20 protein-coding genes are annotated in these 20,548 nt (G+C 68.9%); 11 read left to right on the plus strand and 9 right to left on the minus strand.

Translation table 11 applies throughout. From position 1 onward, the window contains the following. The first annotated feature begins 119 nt into the window (after positions 1-119). Entirely contained in the window at positions 120-671 is a 552-nt protein-coding gene (locus FHS00_RS11750; RefSeq protein WP_183473612.1) for a L,D-transpeptidase, read from the plus strand. A gap of 228 nt (positions 672-899) precedes the next feature. Here the strand turns inward: FHS00_RS11750 and trpS are convergent, their stop codons facing one another. Next, positions 900-1,916 carry a tryptophan--tRNA ligase gene (gene trpS, locus FHS00_RS11755; RefSeq protein ID WP_183473615.1) on the minus strand — a complete coding sequence of 339 codons (1,017 nt, stop codon included), beginning with the start codon at positions 1,914-1,916 and terminating at the stop codon, positions 900-902. Positions 1,917-1,994: 78 nt separating this feature from the next. Here trpS and FHS00_RS11760 point away from each other — a divergent pair, with 78 nt between their 5' ends. After that, the gene (locus FHS00_RS11760) at positions 1,995-2,708 is read left to right on the plus strand and encodes a rhomboid family intramembrane serine protease (protein ID WP_183473630.1); all 714 of its coding nucleotides are present in this window, start codon (positions 1,995-1,997) and stop codon (positions 2,706-2,708) included. Here the strand turns inward: FHS00_RS11760 and murJ are convergent. From murJ to FHS00_RS11775, 3 genes are read right to left on the minus strand one after another with little or no spacing between them, the layout of a single operon-like run. Continuing rightward, positions 2,705-4,291, minus strand: a complete 1,587-nt coding sequence (gene murJ / locus FHS00_RS11765) for a murein biosynthesis integral membrane protein MurJ (protein ID WP_183473633.1) — start codon at positions 4,289-4,291, stop codon at positions 2,705-2,707. The genes FHS00_RS11760 and murJ overlap by 4 nt on opposite strands. Next, positions 4,288-7,107, minus strand: coding sequence for a [protein-PII] uridylyltransferase (locus FHS00_RS11770; RefSeq protein WP_221188805.1), 2,820 nt, complete (start codon positions 7,105-7,107; stop codon positions 4,288-4,290). The genes murJ and FHS00_RS11770 overlap by 4 nt, the downstream gene beginning before the upstream one ends. Further along, on the minus strand, positions 7,067-8,251 hold the full coding sequence (locus FHS00_RS11775; protein ID WP_183473771.1) for an ABC transporter substrate-binding protein: 1,185 nt from the start codon (positions 8,249-8,251) through the stop codon (positions 7,067-7,069). The genes FHS00_RS11770 and FHS00_RS11775 overlap by 41 nt, the downstream gene beginning before the upstream one ends. Before the next feature lie 74 nt (positions 8,252-8,325). Between FHS00_RS11775 and rsmI the strand changes: the two genes are divergently transcribed. The 3 genes from rsmI to gshB all read left to right on the plus strand — a co-directional run bounded on the left by rsmI (position 8,326) and on the right by gshB (position 10,807). Continuing rightward, a complete protein-coding gene (gene rsmI, locus FHS00_RS11780) occupies positions 8,326-9,213 on the plus strand; it encodes a 16S rRNA (cytidine(1402)-2'-O)-methyltransferase (protein ID WP_183473636.1) in 888 nt (295 codons plus the stop codon). Between the two features lie 139 nt (positions 9,214-9,352). Further along, entirely contained in the window at positions 9,353-9,769 is a 417-nt protein-coding gene (locus FHS00_RS11785; RefSeq protein ID WP_183473639.1) for a YraN family protein, read from the plus strand. A 93-nt stretch (positions 9,770-9,862) separates the two neighbouring features. Continuing rightward, positions 9,863-10,807 carry a glutathione synthase gene (gene gshB / locus FHS00_RS11790; protein WP_183473642.1) on the plus strand — a complete coding sequence of 315 codons (945 nt, stop codon included), beginning with the start codon at positions 9,863-9,865 and terminating at the stop codon, positions 10,805-10,807. On the opposite strand, the gene FHS00_RS11795 is transcribed toward gshB, so the two are convergent. The 3 genes from FHS00_RS11795 to cobU all read right to left on the minus strand — a co-directional run bounded on the left by FHS00_RS11795 (position 10,804) and on the right by cobU (position 13,464). Then, on the minus strand, positions 10,804-12,315 hold the full coding sequence (locus tag FHS00_RS11795; protein WP_183473645.1) for a YifB family Mg chelatase-like AAA ATPase: 1,512 nt from the start codon (positions 12,313-12,315) through the stop codon (positions 10,804-10,806). The two genes, gshB and FHS00_RS11795, sit on opposite strands and share 4 nt — an antisense overlap. Positions 12,316-12,376: 61 nt before the next feature. Continuing rightward, positions 12,377-12,943, minus strand: coding sequence for a histidine phosphatase family protein (locus FHS00_RS11800; RefSeq protein WP_183473648.1), 567 nt, complete (start codon positions 12,941-12,943; stop codon positions 12,377-12,379). Further along, complete coding sequence (gene cobU, locus FHS00_RS11805) at positions 12,940-13,464, minus strand: bifunctional adenosylcobinamide kinase/adenosylcobinamide-phosphate guanylyltransferase (RefSeq protein ID WP_183473651.1); 525 nt, start codon at positions 13,462-13,464, stop codon at positions 12,940-12,942. Before cobU ends, FHS00_RS11800 begins: the two co-directional genes overlap by 4 nt. A 108-nt stretch (positions 13,465-13,572) precedes the next feature. On the opposite strand from cobU, the gene FHS00_RS11810 reads away from it, so the two are divergent. From FHS00_RS11810 to FHS00_RS11830, 5 genes are all read left to right on the plus strand, one after another. Beyond that, the gene (locus FHS00_RS11810) at positions 13,573-14,451 is read left to right on the plus strand and encodes an RNA polymerase factor sigma-32 (RefSeq protein WP_183473654.1); all 879 of its coding nucleotides are present in this window, start codon (positions 13,573-13,575) and stop codon (positions 14,449-14,451) included. A gap of 64 nt (positions 14,452-14,515) precedes the next feature. Next, positions 14,516-15,733: a bifunctional phosphopantothenoylcysteine decarboxylase/phosphopantothenate--cysteine ligase CoaBC gene (gene coaBC, locus FHS00_RS11815; protein ID WP_183473657.1), complete on the plus strand. Its 1,218-nt coding sequence runs from the start codon at positions 14,516-14,518 to the stop codon at positions 15,731-15,733. 4 nt (positions 15,734-15,737) lie between these two features. Then, the gene (dut, locus tag FHS00_RS11820; RefSeq protein ID WP_183473660.1) at positions 15,738-16,223 is read left to right on the plus strand and encodes a dUTP diphosphatase; all 486 of its coding nucleotides are present in this window, start codon (positions 15,738-15,740) and stop codon (positions 16,221-16,223) included. Then, positions 16,220-17,284, plus strand: coding sequence for a molybdopterin-synthase adenylyltransferase MoeB (locus FHS00_RS11825; protein WP_183473663.1), 1,065 nt, complete (start codon positions 16,220-16,222; stop codon positions 17,282-17,284). Before dut ends, FHS00_RS11825 begins: the two co-directional genes overlap by 4 nt. A 22-nt stretch (positions 17,285-17,306) precedes the next feature. Then, entirely contained in the window at positions 17,307-19,322 is a 2,016-nt protein-coding gene (locus FHS00_RS11830; protein WP_183473667.1) for a M3 family metallopeptidase, read from the plus strand. Between the two features lie 108 nt (positions 19,323-19,430). Here the strand turns inward: FHS00_RS11830 and FHS00_RS11835 are convergent, their stop codons facing one another. Beyond that, entirely contained in the window at positions 19,431-19,829 is a 399-nt protein-coding gene (locus FHS00_RS11835) for a cytidine deaminase (protein ID WP_183473670.1), read from the minus strand. A gap of 50 nt (positions 19,830-19,879) precedes the next feature. Continuing rightward, a complete protein-coding gene (locus tag FHS00_RS11840; protein ID WP_183473673.1) occupies positions 19,880-20,131 on the minus strand; it encodes a hypothetical protein in 252 nt (83 codons plus the stop codon). A gap of 118 nt (positions 20,132-20,249) precedes the next feature. On the opposite strand from FHS00_RS11840, the gene FHS00_RS11845 reads away from it, so the two are divergent. Then, positions 20,250-20,546: a hypothetical protein gene (locus FHS00_RS11845; RefSeq protein WP_183473777.1), complete on the plus strand. Its 297-nt coding sequence runs from the start codon at positions 20,250-20,252 to the stop codon at positions 20,544-20,546. Positions 20,547-20,548 lie beyond the last annotated feature (2 nt).

Consider the following 20,548-nt stretch of genomic DNA (forward strand, 5'->3'; position numbering starts at 1 on the left):
TCCGACGGCCACAGGATTCGTACGGCACCGGCGCAACATGTCTGGGCCTCGCGCTCTCGTGAGTTGAATTTCGGTTACCCGGCGGGGGTATACCTGGACAAAACAGGCAAGGAGTTCCCATGACCCGTAGCAGACGCGGTTTCCTCGTCGCCGGCGCCGCCGGCCTCGCCACGCTCGCGGCCCCGGCATTCGCCGTGCCCGGTGCGGTGCAGCGCAACGTCTCGGCGCTGCAGAAGATCGATTGGCGCGACCATTTCGACGCGCTGGGCGTGGGTGTGATCGTCGCCGACACCAAGGCCCGGGCGGTGCATTACTGGGGCGGCGACGGCGAGACCTATCGCCTCTACCCCTCCTCGGTGCCGGTCAGCCCCGAGCTGACCAAGCTCGGCTACACGGAGGTGGTCCGCAAGGTCGAAGGGCCGACCTGGACGCCGACGCCCTCGATGCGCGAGCGCGATCCCTCGCTTCCCAAGGTGGTGCCCGCCGGTCCGGGCAACCCGCTCGGCACCCATGCGCTCTACCTGTCGTGGCAGTATTACCGGATCCACGGCACCCATGACACGCGCAAGATCGGGCGGCCCTCCTCCGACGGCTGCATCGGGCTCTACAACGAACACATCGCCAAGCTCTACACGCTTGCCGAGGTCGGCACCAAAGTGCGGCTGATCTGAGCGCGGCAAGCGGGAGAGGGGCACACCGCCCCTTTCCCTGCGCCTATCGGCGGGGCCGTCGAACAGCGGCCGCCGAAGGACCGGCACTGGTCCTTCACCATTCCTCAAATACGCAAATCCCGCCATCGGCGGTCCAGCCCTGCCATGGGCTTCTTGGCCGATCAGTCCGGCCCGCCCTGCGTATTGAAAGGGGAAGGGCAGGGCGCGCGGCGCCCTGCCCGAGGATCTTCAGCGGATGAGACCCATGATCTCGCAGGTCTTCGACAGGATCGGGTCGGCGATGGCGCGGGCGCGCTCGGCGCCGCGCTCCATGATCCGGTCGATCTCGGCCGGGTCGTCCATCAGCCGCGCCATCTCGGAAGAGATCGGCGCCAGCTTTTCGACCGCCAGATCCGCAAGCGCCGGCTTGAACTGGCCCCAGCCCGCGCCGCCATGCTCGGCGATCACCTGCTCTGCCGTCATGCCCGACAGCCCGGCATAGATGTTGACGAGGTTCTTCGCCTCGGGACGGTCCGCGAGCCCCTCGACGCTCTCGGGCAGGGGGGCGGGGTCGGTGCGGGCCTTCTTGAACTTCTTGGCGATGGCGTCGGCATCATCGGTCATGTTGATGCGTTCCATGTCACTCTCGCCCGACTTCGACATCTTCTGGGTGCCGTCGCGCAGGTTCATCACCCGCATCGCCGGCCCCTCGATCACCGGGTTGGTGAGCGGGAAGAAATCGGTCTTGTAGTCGTGGTTGAACTTCGCCGCGATGTCGCGGGTCAACTCCACATGCTGCTTCTGGTCCTCGCCCACCGGCACATGGGTGGCGTGATAGGCGAGGATGTCGGCGGCCATCAGCGACGGGTAGGCGTAAAGGCCGAGCGATTGCTTCTCGGCGTTCTTGCCCGCCTTTTCCTTGAACTGGGTCATCCGGTTCATCCAGCCCACGCGCGCCACGCAGTTGAACAGCCAGCCCAGCTCGGCATGGGCGGAGACGCGGGACTGGTTGAACAGGATCGATTTTTCCGGATCGATGCCCGAGGCGAGATAGCTCGCCGCCACCTCGCGGGTGGCGCGGCGCAGCTCCTCGGGATCCTGCCAGACGGTGATCGCGTGCAGGTCGACCACGCAGTAGAGCGTTTCGAATTCGCCGCCCTGCATCTCGACGAACCGCTTGATGGCCCCCAGATAGTTGCCGAGCGTCAGACCCCCCGAGGGCTTGATGCCGGAAAAGACGCGGGGGGCGAACGTGGTGTCGGTCATGGCGCGTGTCCTGCTGGAAACCGGGTGGCATTCCGATTAGCCATGCCCCCTGTCGAGGTCAACCGAAGGGACCTAAGGATGCGACCGCAAGGCTATTACGACCGCCCCGACCCGAACCACGCGCCGATCGAGGGGCCGTTCGGCTCGCTACCGCCGCTGATCGTCGTGCTGGCGCTGGTCATGGCATTGATCGAGGCCGCGCTCAGCCTCGGTGCCACCGGCCTCGTCGGCGGGCCGCAGGCCGTGGGCTGGCGGATCGCTGCGATCGAGGGGCATGGCTTTGCCCCGGTCGTGTTCGATCGCCTGCTGGTGGCCTGGGACTGGGGGCTCGCCGCCCGGCTGCTGAGCTACCCGTTCGTGCATATGAGCCTGACCCATGCGCTCTTTGCCGTGGCGCTCCTGCTGGCGCTGGGCAAGTTCGTCGGCGAGGTGCTGCACCCGGTGGCGCTGGCGCTGCTGCTGATCGTCACGACGCTGGCCGGGGCGGTGGGCTTCGGGCTCTTCGTGACGGCGAGCTACCCGCTGATCGGCGCCTATCCGGCAATCTACGGGCTGATCGGCGCCTTCACCTACCTGATGTGGCTCAGGCTTGGGCAGGCCGGGTCGAACCGGCTAGCGGCGTTCCGGCTGATCGGGGTGCTGCTTGGGCTGCAACTCGTCTTCGGGCTGCTGTTCGGCGCCGACCCCGCATGGGTGGCCGACGCCGCCGGTTTCATCGCCGGGATCGCGCTGGCGCCGCTGCTCGCGCCGGGCGGCGCGCGCGGCTTTCTCGCGCGGATGCGGGCGCGCTAGCGCCGCACCGCCCGACGAAACTCGGCCAGCCGGAACGCCCCGAGGAGCTGGCCGAAGCCGAAATACCCGGCCATGCCGATCGCCACCAGCAGCGCCAGGGCCGGGTAGCGCACCGATGCGGTGGCGAGGAACGGCCCCAGCAGCGCCGCCGCGGCCAGGAGCAACGCCCCCATCAAGGCCGAGGCGCCGCAGATCCGCCATAGCCGGCGGCGGAAGCGTTCATCCCATTCCGCCGCTGCACCCATCTGCCGCGAGCCGCGCCACAACAGCCAGACCATCGCCCAGCCCGCCAGCGTCGTGCCCAGCGCGGCGGCGATGAAGCCGATGACCGGTGCGAGGCCGACCGCCACCACGACGTTCACCAACATCGCCACCACCGCGTAACGGAAGGGCGAACGGGTGTCCTCGCGCGCGAAAAACAGCGGCTGCAGCGCCTTTTGCAGAACGAAGGCGGGCAGGCCGAGGCCATAGACCACGACGGTGAGCGCCGTCGCCGTCGTATCATCGGAGGTGAAGGCGCCGCGTTCGAACAGCACCGAGACCAGCGGCACCGAGATTACCACCAGCGCCACGGCAGCGGGGATGGTGAGCGCGAGGCTCATCTCGGCGGCGCGGTTGAAGGCGTCGCGACCACCCGCCTCGTCGCCGGCGCGCAGCCGTCGCGACAGGTCCGGCAGCAGCACCACGCCGACGGCGATGCCGACGACGCCCAGCGGCAGCTGGTAGAGCCGGTCGGCATAGTTGAGCCAGGCCACCGCGCCTTCGAAGAAGCTCGCGACTTGGCGGCCGACCAGCAGGTTGATCTGCACCACGCCGCCCGCCAGCGCGGCGGGGGCGGCGATGGCGAAGAGCTTGCGCATGTCGGGCGACAGTCGCGGCCAGCCCAGCCGCAGGTGGAAGCCCGCGCGCTTGGCCGCCCACCAGACGAGACCGAGCTGCACCGCGCCCGCGAAGGGCACCGACAGCGCCAGCGTGTCGCCGACCCGGAGCCCCAGTGCCCGGTCGATGCCGAGGCCAAGACTCTCGGACGGATCGCGCCCGAGCGCCGCGCCGATCAGAACCGCGACAATGAACACGATGTTGAGCAGCACCGGTGCCGCGGCGGCGGCCATGAAGCGGCCCGTGGCGTTGAGCACGCCCGAGGCCAGCGCGGCGAGCGAGATGAACAGGATATAGGGAAAGGCCAACCGGCCGTATTCCACGGCGAGGTCGAAACGCTCGTCCCCGGCAAAGCCCGAGGCCATCAGCAACACTAGGCCCGGCATCGCGACGATGCCGATCACCGTGAACACGGTCAGCACGAAGGCCATGCCGACCCAGGCTTCCTGCGCGAAGGCCTCGGCATCCTCGCCGCCTTCGACCTTCTTCGAGAACATCGGCACGAAGGCCATGTTGAAGGCGCCCTCGGCGAAGAAGCGGCGGAACATGTTGGGCAGGGAGAAGGCCACGAGAAAGGCCTCGGCCACCGGGCCCGCGCCGAGATAGCCGGCGATCATGATGTCGCGGGCGAAGCCGAAGACCCGGCTCAGCAGGGTCCAGATGCCGACGGTGAGAAAGCCCTGCACCAGGCGGATGGGCTTCAAGACACGGCCCTCCGTGCGCCCGCTTCGATGGCCTCGCGCAGGCGACGCTCGAGGGCGCGCTGCTTCGACTCAGAATGGTATTTCAATCCGAACATGTCCTTGACGTAGAAAGTATCGACCGCCTGCTCGCCATATGTCGCGATGACGGCGGAGGAAATATAGACGTTTGCCGCCGCCAGCGTCCGGGTCAGGTCGTAGAGCAGACCGGGTCGGTCGCGGGTGTCGACCTCGATGATGGTGAAGATCTCCGAACCCTCGTTGTCGAAGGCGATCGAGGTCGGCACGCGGAAGGCGCGCTCGCGCTTGCGGATCTTGTCACGGTCCTTGATGGCGTCGCGCGCCACCACCTCGCCGCGCAGGGTCTTGCCGATCATCTGCTCCAGGCGCGGCAGGCGGGCCTCCTCGTAAGGATGCCCCTCGGCGTCCTGGATCCAGAAGACGGCGGTGCAGAGCCCGTCCTTGGCGGTATAGGTGCGCGCGTCGACGATGTTGGCGCCGACCAGTGCCAAGGCCCCGGTGAGCCGCGAAAACAGCCCCGGATGGTCCGTGGTGGCAAAGCTCACCCGGGTCGCGTCGCGGTCGGCGTCGAGCATCAGGTCGGTGCGGATCTCGTCGGTGCGCAACCCGCGCAGCAGATGCGCGAAGGTGAGGTGGCTGTCGAGCGGCAGGCCCTGCCAGTAGGGGCCGTAATGCCGGCTCGTCTCGGCGCGCAGCTCCGGCTGCGGCCAGTCCGACAGCGCATCGCGCAGCGCCTTCTTGGCCTCGGCCTCGCGAGCGCCGCGGTTGAGATCCTCGAGCCCGGTGGCCAGCGCCTCCTCGGTCGCGGTGTAGAGCCCGCGCAGCAACATGGCCTTCCAGTTGTTCCACGTGCCGGGGCCGACACCTCGGATGTCGCAGACCGTCAGCACGCAGAGCAGGTCGAGCCGCTCCTTGGTCTTCACCGCGCGGGCGAAGTCGCGCACCGTGCGCGGCTCGGAGATGTCGCGTTTCTGCGCCATGTCCGACATCAGCAGGTGATGGCGCACCAGCCATTCGACGGTCTCGGATTCCTTCTTCGACAGCCCGAGCCGCGGGCAGACCCGGCGGGAGATCTGCGCCCCCAGCACGGAGTGATCCTCGTCGCGGCCCTTGCCGATGTCGTGCAGCAGCAGCGCGACGTAGAGCACCCGGCGGTTCACCCCCGCCTTGAGGATGCCGGAGGCTACCGGCAGCTCCTCGACCAGCTCCTCGCGCTCGATCTGCGCCAGCGTGGAGATGCATTGGATCGTGTGCTCGTCCACCGTGTAGTGGTGATACATGTTGAACTGCATCATCGCGACGATCGGCGCGAATTCGGGCAGGAAGGCCGCGAGCACGCCGAGCTCGTTCATCCGCCGCAGCGCCCGCTCGGGGTTGCCGCGCCGGATCAGCAGGTCGAGGAAGATGCGATTGGCTTCGCGGTCCTCGCGCAGGCCGGCATCGATCAGCTGTAGGTTCGCCGCCACCAGCCGCATCGCGTCCGGATGCAGCAGATGGCCGGTGCGCAGGGACTCGTCGAAGATCCGCAGCAGGTTCACCGGATCGGCGAGGAAGGCCGCTTCGTCGGCCACGTCGAGCCGGTTGTGCACGATGCGGTAGGGCGGGCGGGCGCGTTTGCGTCGCGCCAGCAACCGGGTCAGCATCGGCTCGGATTTCAGATGCGTGGCCTCCTGCGCGGTCAGGAAGATCCGCGTGAGTTCGCCCACCCGGGTCGCGTGGCGAAAGTAGTCCTGCATGAAATGCTCGACCGCGCGCCGGCCGCCGCCATCTGCATAGCCCATCCGCTCGGCCACCTCGACCTGCATGTCGAAGGTGAGCTGGTCCATCGCTCGATCGGTGATCAGGTGCAGGTGGCAGCGCACCGCCCAGAGGAAATCCTCGGCCCGCACGAACTCGGCGTATTCCTCGTCGGTGAAGACGCCGCGCCCGACGAGCTCGGCCGCGTCCTGCACGCCGTAGACATATTTGCCGATCCAGTAGAGCGACTGCAGGTCCCGCAGCCCGCCCTTGCCCTCCTTGACGTTGGGCTCGACGACATAGCGCTGGCCGCCCTGCTTGAGATGGCGGGCGTCGCGCTCGGCGAGCTTGGCGGTGATGAATTCGGGCGCGGTGGTGCGGAACAGCTCGGCCCAGAGCCGGTCCCGAAGGCTGGTGGCCAGCGCCGGGTCGCCGGCGAGGCGGCGGCATTCCACGAGGCTGGTGCGGATGGTGAAATCCTCGCGGGCCAGCCGCAGGCAGTCCTTCACAGTGCGGCTGGCATGGCCGACCTTCAGCTTCAGGTCCCACAGCATGTAGAGCATCGTCTCGATGACGCTCTCGGCCCATGGGGTGATCTTCCATGGCGTCAGGAACAGCAGGTCGACGTCGGAATGCGGCGCCATCTCGCCGCGGCCGTAACCGCCCACACCCATCAGCGACAGCCGCTCGCCCTCCGTCGGGTTGTGCAGCGGGTGCAGCGTCCGGGCGGCGTCGAAGCAGGCCGTGACGATCCGGTCGGTGAGCCAAGCATAGGCCCGGGTCGCTGGCCGGGCGGCAAAGGGGCGTGTGGCGAAGGCGCGCGCGATCGCCGCACGGCCATCGCGGCGGGTCTCGGCCAGCACGCCGACCACCGCGCGCCGCGCGGCCATGGCGTCCTCGGCTCCGGCGAGCGCCTCGGCGAGACGAGCCCCGACCTTCTCGGCGTCGAATATGTCGCGCGCCGGAAGAATGAGATCTTCCGGCGCGTCGAAAGCTTCGGTCGTGGACTGCGTCGCCGGGCTAGAAGCCGGCTCCGCGGAAGCTTGTGGGAGCAGGGTCAAGGATAACCACCTGGTTGTTGCGGATCGTGGCGACCGCGAGGCCACGCTGGTTGGTGCCGTCGGGCAGCAGACGGAAGATGCCGGAGGTGCCCTTGAAGCCCTGGCTCTGGGTCAGCGCGTTGCGGGTCAGCGCGTCGGCGCGGCCCGTGGCGGCCAGCGCGCCTATGGCGGCGATGCCGTCATAGGCAAGCCCGGCGAGCGGGTGCGGCTGCGCGCCGTAGGTCGCGGCGTAACGCTGTTCGAAGCCGCGGTTGCGCGCGGTGTCGGGCACCGCAAAGAGGCCGTTCTGCAGCCCCGGCAGCGCCAGCGCCTGCGGCGCCGCGTCCCAGCGGGTCAGGCCGAGCATCCGGGCCTGCTGCGGCGTGATGCCGGCATCGTTGAGCGCGGTGGCGAGGATCGGCAGGTCGGCGTTGACGCCGGCCGTGGTGAAGACGCCGGTGGCGCCGGTCGAGCGGACCGTTTCGGCGACGCGCGGCGCCGCGGCCTGCACGCCTGCCTGGCTCAGCTCGTAGGCCTGGGTCCCGGCCACGGCAGCGCCGGCGCCGTTCACGGCGTTGATGATGGCATCGCGGCCGATCGTGCCCTGCAGGTCATTGCCATAGGCCACGGCGTAGCGCTGGATGCCGTTGCGCATGCCGTAGCGCACCAGCCGGTTGGCGGTGTTGGCAAAGGTCGAGCCGAGCACGAAGACGTTGCCGCCCGCGATGGTCGGGTTGTTCGAGAAAGCGAGGACGTTGATGCCCTGGTTCGCCACCGCCACGCCGGCGGCGTTGGCGGCTTCGGCGTAGAGCGGCCCGAGGATGATCTGCGCGCCATCGGCCACGGCGGTGGTCGCGGCCTGGGCGGCGCGGCCCGGATCGCCGGCGGTGGGATAGACCTTCATCTCGATCTCGACGTCCGAGAGGTCGGCGATGGCGAGGCGGGCGGCGTTTTCGAGGTTGGTGGCAACCAGTGCATCGCCTTGCGAGGACGAGCCGGCGGGCACCAGGAGCGCCACCTTGACGGGGGCGCCGGCAGTGACGCGCTGGGCGTCCGAGACGGGGCCGGTGGCGACAATCGGCTGGCATGCGGCCAGCCAGAACATGGAGAACAGGGCGACGAGGCGGGCCGCGGCCTTGCGGGGCTGCGGCAAACGGGCGAACATGGGCATCACTTTCTCCGGCACGGGCGCAGGGGCGGGTTCCAACGCAATCATAAACCGGGGCGGGCGGCGGTCCAGTGACGAATTTCGAAACGAGACCGGTTCCGCCGGGGCTGCACTTCGTGGCGACGCCGATCGGAACGGCGCGAGACATCACGCTAAGGGCGCTCGACCTGCTGGCCGGGGCCGATGCGCTCGCCGCCGAGGACACGCGGACCTTGCGCAAATTGATGGAGATTCACGGTGTGCCGCTGAACGGTCGGCCGCTTCTGGCCTATCACGACCATTCGGGGGCGGGGGACCGGGCGCGGATCCTCGCGGTGCTCGAGCGCGGCGGCTCGGTGGCCTATGTTTCCGAGGCCGGCACGCCTCTGGTCGCCGATCCGGGCTATGCGCTGGGCCGCGCCGCGATCGCTGCCGGGCACAAGGTTCTCGCCGCGCCGGGCGCCTCGGCGGTGCTGGCGGCGCTGGCAGTGTCTGGGCTGCCGACCGACCGCTTCGCCTTTGCCGGTTTTCTGCCGCCGGCCAAGACCCAGCGGGAGACCGAGATCGCCGCGCTCAGGGCGCTGCCCTTCACGCTGGTGCTCTACGAGAGCCCCAAGCGCGTTCACGAATTATTAGCTTCCTTGCGCGATATTCTCGGGAGTGACCGGCAGGTGGCGCTGTGCCGCGAACTGACCAAGCGGTTCGAGGAGGTCATCCGCGGGACGGCGGCGGAGGTCTGCGCCGAGATCGAGGGACGCACACTCAAGGGAGAGGTCGTCGTGCTGGTCGGCCGGGCCGAAACCGAGGAGGTGACCGGCAGCGACCTCGAAACCGCGCTGCGCGAGGCGATGCGCAGCATGCGGATCAAGGATGCGGCGACGGCGGTGGCCGGAGCGCTCGGCCTGCCACGCCGGGAGGTCTATCAGGCGGCGCTGAACCTGGCGAAGGAGCCGGATGATGCAAATGGAGATGGGTCTTGAGGGAGGCTCCCGGCCAAGAGCGCGGCGCGCGCGGTTAGGTCAGACGCGATCGCGTGAGGAGGAAAGGGAAGGGCAGCTTGCCCTCGACCTCGCCAGTCCGGTGCCTGCGACAGATGCTGAGCCCTGCATCGAGCCGTCGATGCAGGGCCCGGATGCTGCGGGGGCCCAATGCACTGATGGCGAAGCGCCTGTCTGCGTCGAGCGTGGCCGGCGCGGATATCTTTCCGGTCTCGCGGCCGAGGAAAGCGTCGCGCGACACTATGCGCGCAGCGGGCGGGTGATCGTAGCGCGGCGCTGGCGCGGTCGGGGCGGCGAGATCGACCTGATCCTGCGCGAAGGTCGGCGACTCGTCTTCGTCGAGGTCAAGGCTGCCAGAAGCTTCGACGCCGCGATTGCCCGGATCACCAACAGCCAGATCGGCCGTATCCGCCGCTCGGCCGAGGCATTCTGCGGGACCGTGCCCGATGGGCAGCTGACCGAAATGCGTTTCGATCTCGCGCTGGTGGACGGGCAGGGCATGGTGCGGGTGATCGAGGGAGCCTTCGACGGCGACTGATCCCCTGCGTCCGGGCACAGGCCGCGTGCATTGCAGAGGGCGCGCGCATCGGGCATGGATCTGGGACCGCAATCCCAGCGAAAGATCGCCGCCATGCCCAAGCCCCTCAAGGTCGCTCTCCAGATGGACCCGATCGGCAGCGTCAACATCGATGCCGACACCACCTTCCGCATCGGCGAAGAGGCGCAGGCCCGCGGCCACGAGCTGTTCTACTACACGCCCGACCGGCTCGCCTTTCAGGAAGGTCGGGTAACGGCGCGCGGCTGGCCGCTCGAACTGCGCCGCGAAAAGGGCAACCACTACAGCCTGGGCGAAGAGCAGGAGGTCGATCTCTCGACCTTCGACGTGGTCTGGCTTCGGCAGGACCCTCCGTTCGACATGGGCTACATCACGACCACCCATCTGCTCGACATGATCCACCCCGGCACGCTGGTGGTGAACGACCCCTTCTGGGTTCGCAACTACCCCGAAAAGCTGCTGGTCCTGAGCTTCCCCGACCTCACGCCGCCTACCGCCATCGCTCGCGACCTCGCCACGCTGCGCGCCTTCCGAGACAGGCATGGCGACATCATTCTCAAGCCGCTTTACGGCAATGGCGGCGCGGGGGTGTTCAAGCTGCACTCCGAGGACGGCAACCTCGCCTCGCTGCACGAGATGTTCACCGGCATCTCGCGCGAGCCGCTGATCGTGCAGAAATTCCTGCCGGCCGTGACCAAGGGCGACAAGCGCGTGCTGCTGGTGGATGGCGAGCCCGTGGGCGCGATCAACCGCGTGCCGGCCAAGGGCGAGACCCGCTCCAACATGCATGTCGGCGGGCGGCCCGAAAAGGTCGAGCTGACCGATCGGGACCGCGAGATCTGCGCCGCGATCGGCCCGCTTCTGCGCGAAAAGGGGCAGATCCTCGTCGGCATCGACGTGATCGGCGACTGGCTAACCGAGATCAACGTGACCTCGCCGACCGGCATCCAGGAGCTGGAGCGTTTCGACGGCATCAACGTCGCCGCCAAGATCTGGGAAGCGATCGAGGCGAAGCGCTAGGCCTCGCGTCCCAACGCGAGCCGGTAGCCCACCGCTTCGGCCACGTGCGGTCGGCGGACGGCCTCGGAGCCGTCGAGATCGGCGATGGTGCGCGCCACCCGCAGCACCCGGTGATATCCGCGCACCGAGAGGCCGAAGCGTTCGGCGACGCGCAGCAGCAGGTCGCGCCCCTCGGCATCCGGCGCGGCGATCTCCTCCAACAGGCGCCCCTCGGCGTCGGCATTGACCCGGGCGGGACCCTGCGCGAAGCGCGCCGTCTGGATCTCGCGTGCCGCATGAACCCGGATCGCGACCTCGGTCGAGCCCTCGGGCGGAGCGGGCAGGTCGAGATCGGTGAAGGCGACGGGCGGCACCTCGACCCGCAAGTCGATGCGATCCATCAGGGGGCCCGAGATGCGGCCCAAATATTCTTCGCCGCAGCCGGGCGCGCGGGCGCAGGCCCGTTCCGGATCGGAGAGATAGCCGCAACGGCAGGGATTGGCGGCGGCGATCAGTAGGAAGCGGCAGGGATAGCGCAGATGCGCGTTGGCCCGGGCGACGATGACCTCGCCGGTCTCGATCGGCTGGCGCAGCGTTTCCAGCACGGCGCGCGGAAACTCCGGCAGCTCGTCGAGGAACAGCACGCCGTTATGGGCAAGGCTGATCTCGCCCGGCTTGGCGCCGCGCCCGCCACCGGCAATGGCGGCGATCGAGGCGGTGTGGTGCGGCTCCCGGAACGGACGCGTCCGGCTGATCCCGCCCTCGGTCAGCAGTCCCGAGACCGAATGGATCATCGAGGTTTCCAGCGCCTCCTCGGGCGAGAGCGGCGGCAGGATGCCGGGCAGCCGGGCGGCCAGCATCGACTTGCCCGAGCCGGGCGTGCCGACGAGCAGCAGGTGATGCCGCCCGGCGGCGGCGATCTCCAGCGCCCGCTTGGCGCGTTCCTGCCCCTTCACGTCGCGGAGGTCGCGCGGGCTGTCCGGGGCGGTGGCCAATCCCGCCTGCGCCGGCTCGATGAGCTGCTGGCCGGTGAAGTGCCGGATCGCGCGGGCGAGCGAGGGCGCGGCGATCACCTCAACCGCGTCGACCCAAGCGGCCTCGGCACCGCAGGCGGCCGGGCAGAGCAGGCGGCGCTCCTCCTCGGCGGCCGCCATCGCGGCGGGCAGTGCCCCGATTACCGGCACCAGATCGCCCGAGAGCGACAGTTCGCCCAAGGCCACCGTGCCGGCCACCTCCTCCTCGGGGAGCACCTCGATCGCCGCGAGCAGGGCCAGCGCGATCGGCAGGTCGAAATGCGAGCCCTCCTTGGGCAGGTCGGCGGGCGAGAGGTTCACCGTCACCTTCTTGGACGGGAGCGCGATGGAAAGCGCCGCGAGCGCTGCGCGGACCCTTTCGCGCGCTTCGCTCACCGCCTTGTCGGGCAGGCCCACGATGGTGAAGCCCGGCAGTCCGGCCGTCACTGCGCATTGCACCTCGACCAGTCGCGCCTCGACCCCTTCGAACGCCACCGTGTAGGCCCGCGCCACCATGCCCTTGCCCTCCCGCTCGTTTCGAGACTTGGCCTAGGAGGTTGAGAAAGGATTAACGCGCTCAGGGAAGCGCGTTGACCTCCAGCAGGCGCCAGCCCGTCGGGCCAGTCTCGATCCGGGTGAGCGACAACGGCTCGATCCGATGGGCGAAGACCTCCCGCGCGCTGCAGTTCAGCGCGCGCTGCAGTTGGGTGAGGATCACGCCGAAATGGGCGACGACGATCAGGTCGGCCCCCTCGTGCAGCCGGTCGATCGCGGCGTCGCAGCGCATCCGCAGCGCGTTCCAGCTTTCACCGCCGGGCGGCGCCACATCGCCGGGTGTGTCCCAGAAGGCGCGGATCAGCTCGGGCGTCTCGGCCTCGATCTCGTCATGACGTCTCAGCTCCCAGTCGCCAAAATGCATCTCGCGCAGCTCCGGGGCGTGCGGCAGGCGGGGCCGGCCGCCGGCCAGGGCGTCGGCTGTGCGCACCGCGCGGTCGAGATCCGATGAAACCACCCGCGCCTCGGGCAGCCCCGCCGCAAGCCGGGCGAGGGCGGCTTCGTCCGTCAGGTCGGCGGGCAGGTCGGACCAGCCGCACATGCCCTTGGCATGGGTCGGCCCGTGCCGGATCAGCCACAGCCCGCTCACGGCATCTCTCCCTTGAGCGCAAAGGGCAGCCCGGCCATCACGCCGATCACGGTGTCCGCCCGGGCGGCGAGGCGGCGGTTGAACCCGCCCTGCAGCGCGCGGAACCGCCGCGCCAGCGCGTTGTCGGGCACGATCCCGGCACCGACCTCGTTGGACACGACGACCACCGGGGCGGCGCAGGCGTCCAGCGCCGCGAAAAGACGCGCTTCTTCTGCGGCGATGTCAGCCTCGGCCAGAAGCAGGTTCGACAGCCACAGAGTCGCGCAGTCGATCAGCGCGATTTCGCCTTCCGAGACGCTGGAAATTGCCGAAGCCGGGTCGAGCGGCGTCTCGATTGTGCGCCAATCCGGGCCGCGATCGGCGCGATGGCGGGCGATCTTTTCGCGCATTTCCGCGTCGAAGGCCTGCGCGGTGGCGATGTAGACGCGCGGCCGATCGCTCCTGCACACAAGGGTTTCGGCGATATCGGACTTGCCCGAGGCGGCGCCGCCTAGAACCAACGTCAATTTCTGCAAGGCCATGCGGGAAACTTTCCGAGAGGGCGCGGCGTTAAGGGTGCAGAAAGGTGACTAGCAGGCCGCCCGGCCATGGCAAGCGCACCGACCCTTTAATGTCCCGGGGACGATGACATGGCTTTTGACGGATTTGCGGACCAGTCGATGACCCGCAACGCGATGCGGGCAGAACTCCTAGATGCTGAAACCGAGTTGCGCCTCGCCTATGCCTGGCGCGACCAGAGATGCGAGAAATCGCTGCACCGATTGATCACCGCCTATATGCGTCTCGCCATCTCCATGGCGTCGAAGTTCCGGCGTTACGGCGCGCCGATGAACGACCTGATCCAGGAGGCGTCGCTGGGTCTCATGAAGGCCGCTGACAAGTTCGACCCCGATCGCGGCGTGCGCTTCTCGACCTATGCGGTGTGGTGGATCAAGGCGTCGATCCAGGATTACGTGATGCGCAACTGGTCGATGGTGCGCACCGGCTCGACCTCCTCGCAAAAATCGCTGTTCTTCAACATGCGTCGGGTTCAGGCCCGGATCGAGCGCGAGGCCGCCGCCGAGGGCCGCGAACTCGACGGTGCGACGCTGCGCAAGATGATCGCCAAGGAGGTGGGCGTGCCGCTCGCCGATGTGGAGATGATGGAAGGGCGGCTCTCCGGTTCGGACTTCTCGCTCAATGCCACGCAGTCGACCGAGGATGAGGGCCGCGAGTGGATCGAAGCGCTCGAGGACGACGGCATCCAGGCCGCCGAGCTGGTCCAGAACAGCCACGACACCGACATGCTGCGGCAATGGCTCCTGGTCGCGCTCTCCTCTCTCAATGCGCGCGAGCAGTTCATCGTCCGCGAGCGCAAGCTGCGCGACGAGCCGCGCACGCTGGAAAGCCTCGGCGACGAGCTCGGCCTCTCCAAGGAGCGGGTTCGCCAGCTCGAAGCCGCCGCCTTCGGCAAGATGCGCCGCAGCCTCGAGGGTCAGTCGCGCGAGGTGCGTGGCTTCTTCGCCTGAGCGCCGATTGCCCCCGGACGCGGCAACGCCTAGGGTCGCCCCGCATTAACCGCGGGGCGAAGCCATGTCGCATATCCTCCTGATCATCGGCGGCGGTATCGCGGCCTACAAGTCGCTCGAACTGATCCGGCTTCTCACCAGGGCGGGCCACGAGGTGACGCCGGTGATGACCGAGAGCGCGGCACAATTTGTGACGCCGCTTTCGGTGTCTGCGCTGGCTGGCAAGAAGGTACACGAGGCGCTGTTCGACCTCACCGCCGAGGCCGAGATGGGGCATATCCAGCTGTCACGCGTGGCCGATCTCGTCGTCGTGGCGCCGGCCACCGCGGACCTGATGGCGCGGATGGCGCAGGGCCGGGCCTCGGACCTCGCCTCGACGCTGCTTCTGGCGACCGATACGCCGGTGCTGATCGCGCCCGCGATGAACGTGCGGATGTGGGAGCATCCGGCGACCCGGCGCAACCTCGAGACATTGAAGAGCGACGGCATCATGGTGGTGGGGCCGACCGAGGGCGAGATGGCCTGCGGCGAATACGGGCCGGGACGGCTGGCCGAGCCTGCCGCAATCCTCGCCGCGATCGAGGCGGCGCTGCCGGCCGAGCGACCGCTCGCCGGGCGGCACGTGATCGTCACCTCCGGGCCGACCCATGAGCCGATCGACCCGGTGCGCTACATCGCCAACCGCTCCTCCGGCGCGCAGGGCAGCGCCATCGCGGCGGCATTGCTGCGGCTGGGTGCGCGGGTCACCTTCGTCTCCGGCCCGGCCGAGGCCCCGCCACCCGAAGGGGCGCGGATCGTGCCGGTCGAGACGGCAGAGCAGATGCGCATGGCGGTCGAGGCAGCCCTGCCGGCCGATGCCGCGATCTTTGCCGCGGCCGTGGCCGATTGGCGGGTCGAGGGGGCCTCGGGCAGCAAGATAAAGAAGCGCGAAGGCGCGCTGCCCGATCTGCGGCTTGTCGAGAACCCCGACATCCTCGCCCGCATCGCCGGGATGGCGGTCGGACGGCCCGACCTCGTCGTGGGCTTTGCCGCCGAGACCGATGACGTGATCGCCAACGCCACCGCCAAGCGGGCGCGCAAGGGCTGCGACTGGATCCTCGCCAACGATGTCTCGCCGGGCACCGGGATCATGGGCGGCACCGAGAACGCGGTGACGCTGATCACCCGGGATGGGTCCGAGGAGTGGCCGCGCATGACCAAGCGCGCCGTGGCCGAGCGGCTCGCGCAGCGGCTGGCCGAGGCGCTCGGCGCCGGCGGCGAGAGCGCCTCCGGGACCGTTTGAGGAAATGGTAACGATGGGATCGCGCATCGGGGTGAGGCTGTGCTGGACCGAAACGGCGGACCGGTCCCTGCCTCTGCCCATCTACCAGACCGCCGGCGCCGCCGGGGCCGATCTGGTGGCCAATCTCGCGCCCGCCGATCGCGAGGGCGGCATCATTCTTGCGCCTGGTGCAAGGGCGCTGGTGCCCACGGGGCTGCGGGTCGCGGTGCCGGAGGGCTTCGAGCTGCAATTGCGGCCGCGGTCCGGGCTGGCGCTCAAGAACGGCATCACATTGCCCAACAGCCCGGGCACCATCGACAGTGACTATCGCGGCCCGCTGGGGGTCATCGTGATGAATGCCGGGCAGGAGAGCTTTACCGTCACCCATGGCATGCGCATCGCTCAGGCAGTGCTGGCGCCCGTCGTGCTGGCGGCGTTCGAGGTGGCCGAGGCGCTGGACGACACCGCCCGGGGGCAGGGCGGCTTTGGCTCGACCGGAGGGGTCGCGTGATCCTCGTCGGCGTCATGGCGGCGGTGCTGTGGGGCATCGGTGCGATCACCGGCGCACCGCGCCGGGCCCGTCTCTACATGATCGGCCTGCTGATGACCGGCGTGATCGCCGCGCATCTGGTGCTGCCCGATGGCCATCCGCTGCGCGAGGCGCTGGGCGGCGAGGCGGCGCTTTGGGTGCTGATCCTGGCCTGGGCAGGGCTGGTCTGGCTGTATGGGCGGGGGCTGCGCCGGATCAAGGCGCGCATTGCCGCCGGCAAGGCACCAGAGGCCCCGCGCAAGGGCTTTTCCGAAACCGAACTCACCCGCTACGCCCGCCACATCACCCTGCGCGAGATCGGCGGGCCGGGGCAGGGCGCGCTCCGCCGCGCGCGAGTGCTTGTCGTGGGCGCCGGGGGGCTGGGCTGTCCGGCACTGACCTATCTTGCGGCCTCGGGCGTGGGCACCATCGGCGTGATCGATGACGACGAGGTCGATCTGAGCAATCTCGGTCGGCAGGTGCTGTTCGATGAAGGCCAGATCGGCATGCCCAAGGTCCATGCCGCCGCCGAGAAGCTGCGCGCGCAGAACCCGCATGTGGAGATCCGCCCCTATGCGCGGCGTCTGACCAGCGAGATCGCGGACGATCTGCTCGAGGATTACGACCTCGTCCTCGACGGCACCGACAACTTCGCGACGCGGGAGATCGTCAACGCCGCCGCGGTCGCCGGGGCCAAGCCGCTCGTCGCCGCCGCGCTCACCCAGTGGGAGGGGCAGATCTCCCTCTACGAGCCCGCGCGCGGCACGCCCTGCTGGGCCTGCGTCTTTCCCGAGCGGCCCGACGCCTCGCTCATCCCCTCCTGCGCCGAGGCGGGGGTGCTGTCGCCGCTGCCGGGCATCGTCGGGGCGATGATGGCAGCCGAGGCGGTGAAGCGGCTGACCGGGGCGGGCGAGACGCTGGCCGGGCGGCTGCTGATCCACGACACGCTCTATGCCGAGACGCGGACCATCCGGGTGAAGCCGCGCCGGGACTGCGCGGTCTGTGGTGGGCGGGGGCTGGAAGCGGGGCCCGCCGCCCCATAGGTTTCCCGCAAAGGAGACCCGCATGACCAACCCGCTACTGGAGCCTTGGGACACGCCCTTCGGCCTTCCGCCCTTCGACCGGATCGAGGACGATCACTGGAAACCCGCCGCCGAAGCGGCGATCGCGCAGGCCCGCGCTGCGATCGAGGCCATCGCCGCCGATCCCGAGGCGCCGACTTTCGCCAACACCATCGCCGCGCTGGAGATGGCGGATGAGCCGATGGGCCGGGTATTCGGCGCCTTCTACGCGGTGGCCAGCGCCGATAGCTCGCCCGCGCTGCAGGCGCTGCAACGCGATTTCGCGCCGATGCTCTCGGCCCACACGTCCTGGGTGATCGGCAACCGCGCGCTGTTTGACCGGATCGAGGCGTTGTGGCAGGCGCGTGAGACGCTGGACCTCGGCGATGAGGAGGCGCGGGTGCTGATGCTGACCCATCGCCGGTTCGTGCGGGCGGGCGCGAGGCTCGAAGGCGCGCAGGCCGAGCGGATGGCTGAGATCCGGGCCCGCCTCTCGGTGCTGGGCACGCAGTTCACGCAGAACCTGCTCAAGGACGAGGCCGATTGGAGCCTGCCGCTTTCCCCCGGCGATCTCGCCGATCTGCCCGAGGGGCTGCGCTCCGCCGCGCGGGCGGCGGGGGGCGACAAGGGGCCGGTCATCACCTTGTTCCGCTCGCTGGTGGTGCCTTTCCTGCAATATTCGCCGGACCGGGCGCTGCGGCGAAAGGCGTTCGAAGCCTGGACCGCGCGCGGCATGAATGGCGGCGAGACCGACAACCGTGCCATTGCCGCCGAAACGCTGAAGCTGCGCGAGGAGCGGGCGAAGCTTCTGGGCCACGACGACTACGCCTCGTGGAAGCTCGAGACCGAGATGGCCGGCAACGCGCAGGCGGTGCGCGAATTGCTGCATGCGGTCTGGACGCCCGCCCGGGCCGCGGCCAATGCCGACGCGCAGATCTACGAGGAGATGCTGCATGCCGACGGCCATGACGGCCCGCTCGAACCCTGGGATTGGCGCTACTATGCCGAGGCGCGCCGCCGGGCCGAGCACGAGATCGATGACGGCACGCTCAAGCCCTATCTCCAGCTCGACCGGATGATCGAGGCGGCCTTCTCGGTCGCGCAGCGCCTGTTCGGCATCGAGGCGCGTGAGATCGACGCGCCGCTCTACCACCCCGACTGCCGGGCCTTCGAGGTGTCGCGGAACGGGGAGCACCTCGCCGTCTTCATCGGCGACTGGTTCGCCCGGCCCTCCAAGCGTTCGGGCGCGTGGTGCACGACGATGCGCGACCAGCACCGCATGGGCGGGCGCGATGTGCGGCCACTGGTCCTCAACGTCTGCAACTTCGCCAAGCCGGATGCGGGCGAGCCTGCGCTCCTGTCATTCGACGACGCGCGCACGCTGTTCCACGAATTCGGCCACGCGCTGCACCAGATGCTGTCTGACGTGACCTATGAGAGCGTCTCCGGCACCTCGGTCGCGCGCGATTTCGTGGAGCTGCCGAGCCAGTTGTTCGAGCATTGGCTCGAAGTGCCCCAGGTGCTGCGCGAGTTCGCCCTCCATGCGGATACGGGCGCGCCGATGCCCGAGGCGCTGATGGACAGGATGCTGGCGGCGGCGAATTTCGACCAAGGCTTCGCGACGGTCGAGCAGACCGCCTCCGCCATCGTCGATCTGGAGTTCCATTGCGGCCCGGCCCCCGCCGATCCGATTCAGCGGCAGGCCGAGATCCTCGAAGAGATCGGCATGCCCCGTGCCATCACCATGCGCCACGCCACGCCGCATTTCGCGCATGTCTTCGCCGGCGATGGCTATGCCGCCGGTTACTACAGCTACCTGTGGTCGGAGATGATGGACGCCGACGCCTTCGAGGCGTTCCGCGAGACAGGCGATCCCTTCGACCGGGAGACGGCGCGCCGGCTCGAGGCACATGTGCTGTCGCGCGGCGGCTCGGAGGAGGCTGGGCTGCTCTACGAGCGTTTCCGTGGCGCCACGCCGAATGTCGACGCATTGCTGCGCGGGCGGGGCTTGGCGGCCTGAGAAAGGTGGCTCAGGAGATGCAGGAAGGGGCGCGGTTCTCTGCGCCCCTTTTTACATCTGCTCTGCCAAGGGGCTGTATCGATCCGTACCCATCCAGCTTGGCAGTCATCACCTGTAGGCTCCGGACCAATGATGGGCCTGAAGATCGGCGAGCGGCCGAAACAACAATTCTTTGCCCGGGTTCGTGACCGCGACAAGCACGTCGGTCCCCCAGAACCTCAGGCGCTCCTGACAGATCCCGCAGGGAGACAGGATGTTGAAGGAAGCGGTCTCATCCTCGCGAAACAGGCAGAGGCTATGGGTGACCTTCAGATCGCGTTTGTGCGCTTCGAGAAAGGCGCTAAGCTCCATGCAGACGAACAGGGCGTCGAAATCGGTATCGGGCGCGACGCTGGTGACGATGTCTCCACTTTCGAGGCGCACCGCGGCGGCGCCGCCCCAACCGGTGGGGTAGCGACGCTTCACCAGATCGACGGCGGCCGCGTATAGCTGCTGCTCAGTGTCCATTCCCCTTGCCAGACTAGCGGCGGACAGATCCCGCGCGAAACGGTGATGCTTCAGGTCGCCTTGCGGTGCGCCTCGGCGGCTTCGGCGATGTGGTGCATCTCGTCGGCCAGCGCGCCTTCGATCGACAGACCCTCGCCGGGCACGGCGCCGGGGTCCTCCTCGGCTGCGCTCATATGGCTGCGATCGCGGATATATTCGCGCAGTTCGTCACCTGCCGGGCCCTCGACGGCGGCCACCAGCCGGGCGATCACCTTGCGTTGGGCCAGGAGACGGCCTTCGAGCGTATCAGGATTTGCGGACATCGGGCGGCCTCCGGTCAAATGCATCTGCAAGTCCAACGTCAGCAGAGGGCAGGGCGTTCCCGGAACGCCGTCCAGACCGAGGCGTTTTGCGTCCGAGGACGACAACCGGAGAGACATCATGCGACATCACAGGAGGCGCGGGCCTGCGCTCTTGCCGACGCTGGCTTTGCTGGGCGGCGCGATCTGGCTGGCGCGACGCTACCGCGGCGAGATCCGGGGGATGGCCGAAGCGGGCATGGACCGGATGCAGGGCACCTCTCATCATGGCGGCGGCGCGGCCTTCGCCCATGACGAGGGCGGCCCGGTGCGCCAGGCCGGGCGCGAGGAAATGCGCGATCCGCCGCGGCGCTGGGACCTGCAGGACGAGACCGTGGACGAAAGCTTCCCGGCCTCCGATCCGCCGTCGAGCTACTGAAC

The organism is Limimaricola variabilis, assembly GCF_014195545.1.
GTDB lineage: Bacteria > Pseudomonadota > Alphaproteobacteria > Rhodobacterales > Rhodobacteraceae > Limimaricola > Limimaricola variabilis.